The organism is Fibrobacter sp., assembly GCA_012523595.1.
In the GTDB taxonomy this organism is placed as follows: Bacteria; Fibrobacterota; Chitinivibrionia; order Chitinivibrionales; family Chitinispirillaceae; genus JAAYIG01.
In genome coordinates this window covers 17,058-27,348 of record JAAYIG010000191.1, presented here as the reverse complement: position 1 = coordinate 27,348, position 10,291 = coordinate 17,058, and the positions used below count along the sequence as shown (strand labels likewise).

Below are 10,291 nucleotides of genomic sequence, written 5' to 3'. Positions count from 1 at the left end.
TTCTCCCCTAAACCCTCAACCCTGAGTCCAAAACATATGCAGATCTTCTACGCCAGAACAACTCAACAGCTCTGGGCCGATCTGGGAACAGACGAACAGGGGTTAACCAATGCTGACGCCCTGAAACGTCTGTCCCAATACGGCCCCAATCAAATCGAAGAAAAAAAAGGCAAATCCCCTGTCTTTATTTTTCTGGGTCAGTTCAAAGATACTCTTGTTCTGATTCTTATAGCCGCCGCAATTGTAGCATTTCTCATTAAAGAATATATCGATACCACAGTTATAATGACTGTAATCATTATCAATGCGATAGTGGGTTTCATCCAGGAGTACAGGGCCGATAAAGCTATTCAGGCTCTTAAAAGGATGGCTGCCACAAAGGCTACGGTTGTACGTGAGGGAAAAGAGCAGAGAATTGATGCCTCAGAGATTGTGCCAGGAGATATAATCGGACTCTCATCAGGGAATAAGGTACCGGCTGATTTGCGCATATTTAAGCAGAGGGAACTGCAGATCGACGAATCGCTTCTTACCGGAGAATCAAACCCAATTCACAAAAATGAGAAACCTCTTCCTGAGAAAATCCTTCCTGTAGCAGATCAGACAAATACGGCCTTTATGGGAACGGTTGTCACCCATGGCAAAGGCAAAGGAGTTGTAGTTGCAACCGGGAAATTTACTGAACTGGGTAAAATTTCCAGGGATGTCGAACAGACGAAAAAGGAAGCGACACCGCTTGAAAATCGTCTGGCGAAGTTTTCAAAAATGGTTGGAGTAGTTTCGCTTTTTCTGGCGTTTCTTGTTTTTCTGGGAGGTGTAATTACAGGTCGTGATGCTCTGGAGATGGTTCTTTTTGCAATCAGTATGTCTGTGGCAGTTATCCCGGAAGGTCTTCCGATAGTTATTACGATCACGATGGCTGTAGGCTTGAGCAGAATGGCCGAAAAAAACGCCATCATAAGAAAGCTCATGGCAGCGGAAACCCTGGGAAGCTGTAATTATATCTGTTCAGACAAGACCGGTACCATCACTGAGAACCGGATGAGTGTGGTTAAGGCTTTTACAAATGACAAGGAATTCATATTCAAGGGCAGCGGGTATAATCCAGAAGGAGAAATAATACTCGATGGAGCAGTCAATCCAAAGGATAAGGATCTCGAACTGCTGTTGTTGACAGGTGCATTGTGCAACAACTCCGTGTTCTATGAGGAAAACGGGGAATGGCATGTAGATGGATCGCCTACGGAAGGGGCTCTGAAAGTTGCGGCAAAAAGATACGGAATAGATCTGGAGAAAAGTGAGTACCAGTATGAGTTGCTCGATGAGATTCCGTTTAGTTCACAGCGTAAATACATGGCAATGCTCTACCGCAAAAACGGAGCCTGTTTTCTTCTGGTGAAAGGGGCACCTGAAAAAATACTGAAGTTTTCAGGAGAGGAAAAAAACTATAAACTTGCCTCCAGGGCTGCTCACATGGCTGATGAGGGTTTGCGGGTGTTAGGATTTGCTGTAAAGCATTATCGTATATGCCCGGATGAGATCGATATCGAAAGTGAAGTAAATTCAGGGCTGAGGTTTGCAGGCTTTCAGGCTATCACCGATCCTCCGCGTCAAAGTGCGATAGAGGCGATAAAAGATGCGCAGAGTGCGGGATTGAGGGTTGTCATGATAACCGGAGATCACCAGATCACAGCCAGATCTATTGCCAGGCAGATAGGGATACTTAAAAAAGATGATCTGGTACTTACTGGTCAGGAACTCGATTCTCATGACAGTGACTACATAAAACAGAATATCAGCAGAGTATCAGTTTTTGCCAGAGTTGCACCTCATCACAAGCTCTCAATTGTGGATATACTCCAGCAGAAAGGCAATGTAGTTGCAGTAACCGGAGATGGTGTAAATGACGCGCCTGCGCTCAAGAAAGCGGATATTGGTGTGGCAATGGGAAAGACAGGTACCGATGTAGCGAGGGAAGCTGCGGATATGGTGCTCAAGGATGACAATTTCGCCTCCATATTTGAAGCTGTCAAGGTCGGAAGAGTCATTTTCGATAATATCCGTAAAGTAACCTATTTTCTTCTTTCATCCAGCGCTGGAATAGCAGGAGCAATAATTGGGGCTCTGATGATGGGATTGGAGCTTCCATTCCTTGCAACCCAGGTATTATGGATAAACCTCGTCACAAACGGGCTGCAGGATGTTGCACTGGCTTATGAGCCAGGTGAACAGGACATCCATCTCAGGCCGCCACGAAACCCCTCAGAAAACATCATTAACAGCGTTTTTCTTGTCAGGATAATATTTGGAGGAATTGTGATTGCTGTGGGTACTCTTATCCTATATTTCTACTACCTGCAGACAAATTCTTTATCCTACGCCCGCTCTACAGCACTCAACACAATTGTCTTTTTTCAATTTTTCCAGGGATGGAACTCAAGATCCATGAACAGATCGGTCTTCTCGATTCCCTTCTTTTCCAACAAATTCCTTCTTATCAGTCTTTTGCTTTCCCTTGCAGCCCAGATTGCTGCGTTCCACTGGTATCCGCTTCAGTATATCCTGAAAACAGAATCTCTGAGCATTGTAACCTGGTTTCAGACAGCAGCAATCGGGGCAATAATAATCCTGGTAGTCGAGATTGATAAATTCAAGAGATCCCGGCGAAAAAGAATCATTTGACAGAATCGATCATAGAAGACATCTGCTTCCCGGCTCTGGGAGATTTCCCCCGTGAGCAGAGTGATGCTCTTGCGTAATTGATCTTATCGCTGAATACATTCCTCTTGAAATCTGATGTCCAATTCTTAAAAGTGATCCATCCGCCAAATCGCAATACCGAGTTTCTCCATCTTCTATACCAGAGTTTCCATCCGAGTTTGATATCGTGCAGAAAGAAAATCATAGATGAAAATGAGAATATGTTCAGAATTATCCACAAGATGTTTTTGAAGCGGTAAAATCCGCCTGTAATCTTCTGAGATGCACTCTGAAGCTGTACAGGAGAAAAAGGTGGATCAGGTTCAAAAAGAGGAAAATTCCCGTCGTAATACTCCCATCCGACAACACTGTTGTCATAAACCCTGTTATTTTCCTGTAATCTTTTACGCAGTTCAGTGCCTGGAAGGGGAACAGGAAGAAGAACCTGGATGGTGTCCAGACGTGCTTTTTTTATAAATTCCCGGAAGACTTTAACACGTTCCTTCATGGGGATCTCATCTTTACCCTGCGGTTTTTCCAGTGACGGATAGCCGAAGATAAACATACCATGAATAAAAAAGCCATGCTTTCTGTAAGCTTTGACTAGAGAAACCATCTCCTGTTGGCGGAGATGTTTGTTCATCGTCTCGAGATCCTCCCGTACCGGAGACTCAAAGCCAATGGCAACTGTATTAATGCCAGCATTTCTCATAGCGGTAAGCAACTCGGAATCATGTCCCTTATCGAGTCGTATCTGGGCTGTAAAATCCAGCTTGAGCCCCAGTCTTTCTTTGTAGTCAGCAAGCATGCGGCAGAATCGCAGCGTCTCTTCCCTTTGTTGCCCGAAAAGATCGTCTACAATGAAAAATTTCCTGGCTTTGCGGGTCTCAGCAAGCCTTGAGATCTGGCTCATCAGTCTTTCAGGAGGAGACGGCCTGGGTCTTCCCTTGACAGTACAGAACTCGCATTCCATACCGCACCCTCTGATCCGCTCTACCGGGTAAAGGCTGATTTTCGCATGGTGAACAAGAGAGAAATCAGGGAGCGGGAAAGAAGAAAAATCAACGATAGGATCTCTGTATCCAGTGTTGACAATCTTTCCGTCCTGAAGGAATGCTATCCCTTTCACCTCTTCAAGTGGCTTTCCGGAATCAAAAGCAGCAAGCAGTTCACTGATTGTTACTTCCCCTTCACCAAGCACTACGACATCGATCCCTGAATTGAGTGCTTCCTGAAGAGTTTCATCATTGAAATGCTGTCCACCGGCGATGGTGACAATACCCATTTCTTTGCAGATCTTTGCGATGCTGTAAAGACGTGGTATGGTGCTTGTGAGTCCGCCGTAAAATCCAACAACATCCGCTTTGCGGAGGCTCTGAAGTGACCTGTGGTCAACACTGCCGTCAGGCAGGCGCAGGGAGTTACGATGAAAACTGTTCTCATCGATGATTTCCGCGCTCCAGGAATCCATTCTGTCTACAATAGTTGCGACACACACAGGTCCCAGAGCTGTGGTTGTACTTGCAATATGTGAGTAGATATTAAAAGCAGGATATGCGGGAATAATGAACCTGAAGTAGTGGGCTACTCCAGGTTCAAGCTTTATAGATGTCGGTGTTCTTACCAGTTGTTCCTTCTTCCCCCGTCTCTTCCGCCACGGCCGCCACGGTTATAACCACCATGTCCACCACCACCGGACCTTGGACGTTCCTGAGCAACATCAACCTTGATATTCCTTCCTTCAAAGCTGTAGTTGTTCAGTTCGGCTATTGCAGTGTCTGCATTCTCCATTTCCACAAATGCGAACCCGCGGGGTCTCCCGGTCATCTGATCGGTAGGGATCTTCACAGATATTACCTCTCCGTACTGGGAAAAAAGTGCCCTGATAGATTCTTCCGAACTGGAAAACGGAAGATTTCCGACAAAAAGTTTCTTAGGCATAAGCCCTCCTGTAAAAGAATAGTGTGTTGAGAAAAGAACCTGGCTTATGCACATCCCAGAACGATTTTTCAGAGTAGATAACAACCCCCTCCGAAATGGATTATGCTTGGAACAGTGAAGGCCAGAGAGATTAAGAGAAAAATGATCGAAAAGTCCTTGTTCTTGAAATATCCGGGTCAGTACTGATGCGAGATGATCCCTTGGATTTGTGAGGATGTCCGCGTTTATAACCAGATATGCTGAGAATTTTACAATTCGCGGAGCAGACTCGAAAATTAATATACTTTCTTACATAATCAAAATTCAATCATAAAAATTACGATTTTTCCATCTGTTTATTTCCAGTTTTCACCTGTTTCTTTTTTTTGGGGATTCCCATGAATTAACCACTCCCCCATCCCCTGCCTCCAATACTCAACTAAGCCATTGATTCTAAAGAAATTGTATACTATAATTTATCTACATAAATAATTCTCCAAAAGATAGGTTACCTGATCCATATATGTCTGAACAAACCATCCCAACCTATATCTCCATCGTTATACCGTCATACAATGAGGCTGAGAGTCTTCCAAAACTGATTGAAGAAATCAGGGAAGTGATGGAAGCAAAAAAGTACAGCTATGAAATAATTATCATCGATGACGGTTCGACAGATAATACCCGGGAACTGCTTGACAGCATTTCTGCCTCGGATAAGAACTGTAAAGTGATTCACTTCAGGAGAAACTCAGGGCAGACCGCGGCAATGATGGCAGGGATAGATCATTGCAGGGGTGATATAATCATACCTATCGACGCGGATCTGCAGAATGACCCTGCGGATATCCCTTTACTTATTGATAAGCTTAACGAAGGGTATGATGTCTGCTCGGGGTGGAGAGTAAACCGCAAAGACAATACAATCCTGCGCACCTTCCCAAGTGTAATCGCCAACTTTTTCATCCGGTTAATATCTGGTGTAAAGCTCAATGACTACGGATGCACCCTTAAGGCATATCGACGTGAAATAATGCAGGATATTCGCCTTTACGGAGAGATGCACAGGTTTGTTCCGATTTACGCAAGCTGGAACGGAGCCAGAGTAACACAGATCCCGGTAAATCACCGCCCAAGACAGTATGGGAAATCAAAATACGGTCTGAAAAGAACTGTAAAGGTAGCACTTGACCTTGTTGTTGTAAAATTCATCCAGGCTTATTTCCAGAAGCCAATCTATGTCTTCGGTGGATTCGGCCTTTTCAGTTTTCTTCTGTCTTTGCTTACATTCGGGGGAATGGTCTATTTCAAATATTTCGGCGGGAAGAGTTTTATTCAGACTCCATTACCACTTCTGGCGATATTATTCCTGCTAATCGGTGTCATCTCCATTTTTATGGGCCTTCTGGCGCAGATAAACATGATGACCTACTATGAATCTCAGGGCAGGAAATCCTACCAGATTGCTTACACCAGGAACCTGGAGCATCTTTCCTGATGTGCGGAATATGCGGATTCGCTGGGTCCGGAAATATCCAGGATCTGCGGAACATGAACAAAGCCCTTTCCCACAGAGGACCTGATGCGGAAGGGTACTGGGATGATCCGGAAAAAGGAGTTTACATTGCACACAAGCGGCTGTCTGTACTTGACATTGAGTGCGGATCACAGCCGATGTGGACAGTGGATGGATCTCTGGGGATCACTTTTAACGGAGAAATCTACAATCACCTGGAACTCAGAGAAGTCCTTCAGAAATCAGGCCATCGGTTCCTGAGCCACCACTCAGACACTGAAGTACTACTTCACGGATACAGGGAGTGGGGCCCGCAACTCCCCTCAAAACTCAATGGAATGTGGGCATTTGCGATCTATGATAAGGAGCAAAATCGTATCTTCTTAAGCAGAGACAGATTCGGGAAAAAACCTCTCTATTACACATTAAGTTCCGGTACTTTCATTTTTTCTTCAGAACTGAGTTCCCTTCGAAGACATTCTCTTTTCAAGAGTACCATATCAGATCTTTCACTCAAGAAATATTTCGCCTATGGGTATATCCCTGCCCCAAACTCAATTTACAAATCAGTTTACAAGCTGCCGGGGGGATGCAATCTTATCTTTTATATATCAGACAGGAAAATCTCGCTCAGCCGGTACTGGGAATTTAACCTCGAACCTTTTGAGAGCGTACCGGCAGGTGGAGAGGAAGTCTGGTGTGAACAGTTACGTGATCTTATATGCAAAGCAGTCAGACGGCGTCTTGTTTCCGATGTACCTTTAGGTGTTTTTCTCAGCGGTGGAATCGACTCATCATCGGTAGCTTCATTCGCCTCCCGGTATACAGCCGGAGAAAGCCTGAAAACTTTTTCGATCGGGTTTAAGGAGCCAAGTTTTGACGAATCAAAACATGCTGAATTCGCAGCAGGCCTGATCAAATCCCGGCACTACCACAGTACACTCTCATTGGAAACCGCAAAAAGCCTTCTGGAAAGCATAATCGACAGGCTTGATGAACCGATGGGAGACAGCTCTTTACTACCGACTTTTCTTCTATGCCAGGAAACAAGAAAACATGTGACTGTAGCTCTTGGAGGAGATGGTGCTGATGAGCTGTTTGCCGGTTATGATCCTTTCAGAGCTTTGAGAAAAGCAGAATCTTATTCAAAGCTTATCCCGGGAGTACTGCACAAAGGGATTCTTATGGCAGTGCAGAGACTTCCTGTATCTCATGTAAACATGAGCCTGGATTTCAAACTGAAAAGGACACTGAGAGGAATCTCTTACGACAAAAAGCTCTGGAATCCGGTCTGGATGGGTCCTCTTGACCCTTACGGTATCGAGGACTTATTCAGGGAGAAAGCAGATATAGAAGAGATCTATTCCGAGGCTATCGAGTGCTGGGATTCCTGCAGACTCAACAGCTTGATTGACAGGACACTTCAGTTTTTTACAAGATTGTACCTGCAAGATGACATTCTGGTAAAGATAGATCGTGCAAGCATGATGAATTCTCTTGAGGTAAGAACTCCATACCTCGATATCGATCTGGTTGATTTTGTAAGGAAAATTCCGGGCAGTTATAAATACCGCAACGGAGAAACCAAGTACATTTTAAAGAAAGCACTGGAACCTGTATTACCCAGAGAGATCATTCACAGGAAGAAAAAGGGATTTGGTGTACCTGTCGGCAAATGGTTCCAGAAAGAGTTACTCTGTCTGGAAAACAGTAATTCCTTACCACAACTGAAAAGCGGATTTATCAGTAAGCAATCAAGTGATCATATCGATGGTCGTGCAGACAACAGAGGATTTCTCTGGAACATGTGGGTGCTTGAGAAATATCTGAAAAAAAACCTTATGTAGAATTCCTTATTACTCCAATGCAGAATTGTGTTTCTGAGATCATTTTCTCAGGAACATTTACTGAAAATCAATTGCATCCGCATTTCGCACATGTGATTCAGTCGCTTTTCCTCTTGTATCGAAAAGACCAAAAGCATACAAACCAAAGCCGCTTAATGCACCAATCAACTGTATTGAGTACATGGTCAGTGATAATGCAACTGCATTCTCAACAGAAACTGACAAAATTGCCAGTAATACCACATACCCTCCCTCCCTGATCCCCAATCCGCCAACAGATACAGGAAATAACATCGCTACAGATACAATACCTCCGATCCAGCACCAGTCTGTAAAGGAGACAGAGGGAATGAGTGCTTTGGCTACTGCATATATTTTTACTATCGATAGTAACTGAAAAAAGAGAGAAAGTAAAAAAGAGGTACTTACCCGTGGTAAACTGCTGCCGGATTGACGCAAAGAGGTCATGAACCTGATTACAAGAGATACTAATCCCCTTTTGACAGTTTCTAAGGGAACTTCAAACTTTTTAACCATCACAATCTGAATCAATCCAAAGACAAATATACCACACATAATTACAAGGACAACTGTCCTGATGAAAGGAATAGTACTGCCGTATTCTGATCTCCACATGGCTGCATTAATCAACACCATCAAAGCTGCAAGGCCGATTATACGATCAATTATCACACTGGCAGCAGAGTTTCCTAAGCTGATTCCATATTTTTTAAGCCCATATACCTTTATCACATCCCCGCCAACCTGACCAGGAATTACAGATGCAAAGAACTGTGAAATGAATGTCCATCTAAGCATGAGGGGAAACGGTGCATTTCTTACCAATATGCTCCATTTTAAAGCAGAAAGTGCCTGTGAGACAAAATATAACAACACGGCAAGCAGATAATTGACAGCAGGGACATCCTTTATGGTTCGGCCTATTGCTGCCGTATCCACTTTGTTGAACAGGTAAATCAGCAGGAATATTGATATACCATAAGTAAGGAATATCCTCAAGATAAGACGAAAGACTTTGTTATTCCTCACCACTTTACCTTTCATCCTCAGGAACCTTATGTCTGTAAAATCTGCATTATGCATTTTTTGATTACAGCATCATTCAGGCTTATTACTCTTTGTATATTATCCAATTTTTGTTTCTCTTGCAGGAGAGATCGTACCTTAACCACAAGTTCCTCAGGAGAGTCTTTAAATGTGTCCAGATCGACAACCCAATCCCCAAGACCCAGATCCGAAAAAATATCCCTGCCCTTGAGTGTATAACTCAGATTGATGGCCGGAACTCCGCACCTGAGTGCAAGAAGTGTAGAATGCAGTCTCATTCCAACCATAATGTCACATGAACTTATTCCATTACAAAACTCTTCCAGGGTGGCAGATGTGTCAAAAGCTCTATTCCCTTCCCTACTGTATCTCTGATCTTTATCAGGTACTTTTCCTCACTCTCCCACGGATCAATCCCTGCCTCATACATCGAGAAAAGCAGAATACGGGCATTGTATTCTTTAATCATTCTACTGCAGAAAGTTATCCCGGCTGAGACAATCTTCTCCATATCCGCTACCCCACGGCTTTCATAAGATTTACGGTCATATTTGTAGGGAAGCAGACTGGAAGAAAAGTGGTACCATCGTCTGATATTGAAGCCGATCAGTGGAGATCGCTGTCCGGAGATATCCTTTGGATACAATGCTCTGTCTGAACCCAGCACTTCAGAAAATGATGATGTAAAAATCGCATCGTATCCCTGTAACAGTTTTGCCTCAGGATTGTTGAGGAGAGAAGATTGTGGGTCCGGCTGTCACGTGTAATGAAGAGATCTGTCAAGGAGAGTATCAGACGTGTCAAAAAGACACCCGATTTTCTGTTGATAGGACCGGCACCCTGATTGAGAACATAAATTTTTTTTCCCAGGATCCTGTAGTAAAGGAAAAGTAAAAAAGTATGCAACAGCTTTAAAAGACTGGAGTCATCCTGAAGATCGAGGCCGCATGTCCATATTATTGCATCACAGTCCAAAAGCACCCTCAGTCCTGCCCGCGATGGGAGAAAATTATAAAGCTTTCCGCAGGGGACAGCAGTGTATCCTGATGGAAAGATTTCTTCTTTCCGTCTGCAGGATACGACAATATCCAAAACGCCCTCTTTTCTGAATGTAAGCAGAACCCCCAGCCTGCTGGCGATGTCGCCTCTGTTCCCGTTTAAAACTCTGGGACAGAAAATTTTCATATTTCCGTTATACTCCCTGTTGCCTTTTTACAAACTGTATGAATTCTCTCCTGTA

Annotated in this window: 9 protein-coding genes; 3 read left to right on the top strand and 6 right to left on the bottom strand. The window is 43.9% G+C overall.

Annotation, left to right across the window (positions count from 1 at the left end; all coding sequences use genetic code 11):
• Positions 1 to 36: 36 nt before the first annotated feature.
• Positions 37 to 2,682 (top strand): HAD-IC family P-type ATPase, encoded by a 2,646-nt coding sequence (locus tag GX089_12795; GenBank protein ID NLP03367.1) that lies wholly within the window; start codon positions 37 to 39, stop codon positions 2,680 to 2,682.
• Here GX089_12795 and GX089_12790 read toward each other — a convergent pair.
• Both GX089_12790 and GX089_12785 read right to left on the bottom strand, forming a co-directional pair.
• Complete coding sequence (locus GX089_12790; protein NLP03366.1) at positions 2,675 to 4,171, bottom strand: B12-binding domain-containing radical SAM protein; 1,497 nt, start codon at positions 4,169 to 4,171, stop codon at positions 2,675 to 2,677. The two genes, GX089_12795 and GX089_12790, sit on opposite strands and share 8 nt — an antisense overlap.
• A 149-nt stretch (positions 4,172 to 4,320) precedes the next feature.
• Positions 4,321 to 4,641 carry an RNA-binding protein gene (locus GX089_12785; protein ID NLP03365.1) on the bottom strand — a complete coding sequence of 107 codons (321 nt, stop codon included), beginning with the start codon at positions 4,639 to 4,641 and terminating at the stop codon, positions 4,321 to 4,323.
• Positions 4,642 to 5,158: 517 nt separating this feature from the next.
• Between GX089_12785 and GX089_12780 the strand changes: the two genes are divergently transcribed.
• Positions 5,159 to 6,118 carry a glycosyltransferase family 2 protein gene (locus GX089_12780; GenBank protein NLP03364.1) on the top strand — a complete coding sequence of 320 codons (960 nt, stop codon included), beginning with the start codon at positions 5,159 to 5,161 and terminating at the stop codon, positions 6,116 to 6,118.
• A complete protein-coding gene (asnB, locus tag GX089_12775) occupies positions 6,118 to 7,983 on the top strand; it encodes an asparagine synthase (glutamine-hydrolyzing) (GenBank protein NLP03363.1) in 1,866 nt (621 codons plus the stop codon). Before GX089_12780 ends, asnB begins: the two co-directional genes overlap by 1 nt.
• A 57-nt stretch (positions 7,984 to 8,040) precedes the next feature.
• On the opposite strand, the gene GX089_12770 is transcribed toward asnB, so the two are convergent.
• Genes GX089_12770 through GX089_12755 form a run of 4 tightly spaced genes read right to left on the bottom strand, consistent with a single transcriptional unit; the run spans position 8,041 to position 10,236 of the window.
• The gene (locus GX089_12770; GenBank protein ID NLP03362.1) at positions 8,041 to 9,048 is read right to left on the bottom strand and encodes a flippase-like domain-containing protein; all 1,008 of its coding nucleotides are present in this window, start codon (positions 9,046 to 9,048) and stop codon (positions 8,041 to 8,043) included.
• An 11-nt stretch (positions 9,049 to 9,059) separates the two neighbouring features.
• Positions 9,060 to 9,377 (bottom strand): hypothetical protein, encoded by a 318-nt coding sequence (locus tag GX089_12765; protein NLP03361.1) that lies wholly within the window; start codon positions 9,375 to 9,377, stop codon positions 9,060 to 9,062.
• Complete coding sequence (locus GX089_12760) at positions 9,353 to 9,697, bottom strand: hypothetical protein (protein NLP03360.1); 345 nt, start codon at positions 9,695 to 9,697, stop codon at positions 9,353 to 9,355. The genes GX089_12765 and GX089_12760 overlap by 25 nt, the downstream gene beginning before the upstream one ends.
• A complete protein-coding gene (locus GX089_12755) occupies positions 9,658 to 10,236 on the bottom strand; it encodes a hypothetical protein (GenBank protein NLP03359.1) in 579 nt (192 codons plus the stop codon). Before GX089_12755 ends, GX089_12760 begins: the two co-directional genes overlap by 40 nt.
• Positions 10,237 to 10,291 lie beyond the last annotated feature (55 nt).

Coding starts and splice junctions, on each gene's coding strand:
- GX089_12795 (NLP03367.1), top strand. CDS start 37: ATGCAGATCTTCTACGCCAGAACAACTCAACAGCTCTGGGCCGATCTG.
- GX089_12790 (NLP03366.1), bottom strand. CDS start 4,171: ATGGATTCCTGGAGCGCGGAAATCATCGATGAGAACAGTTTTCATCGT.
- GX089_12785 (NLP03365.1), bottom strand. CDS start 4,641: ATGCCTAAGAAACTTTTTGTCGGAAATCTTCCGTTTTCCAGTTCGGAA.
- asnB (NLP03363.1), top strand. CDS start 6,118: ATGTGCGGAATATGCGGATTCGCTGGGTCCGGAAATATCCAGGATCTG.
- GX089_12770 (NLP03362.1), bottom strand. CDS start 9,048: ATGAAAGGTAAAGTGGTGAGGAATAACAAAGTCTTTCGTCTTATCTTG.
- GX089_12755 (NLP03359.1), bottom strand. CDS start 10,236: ATGAAAATTTTCTGTCCCAGAGTTTTAAACGGGAACAGAGGCGACATC.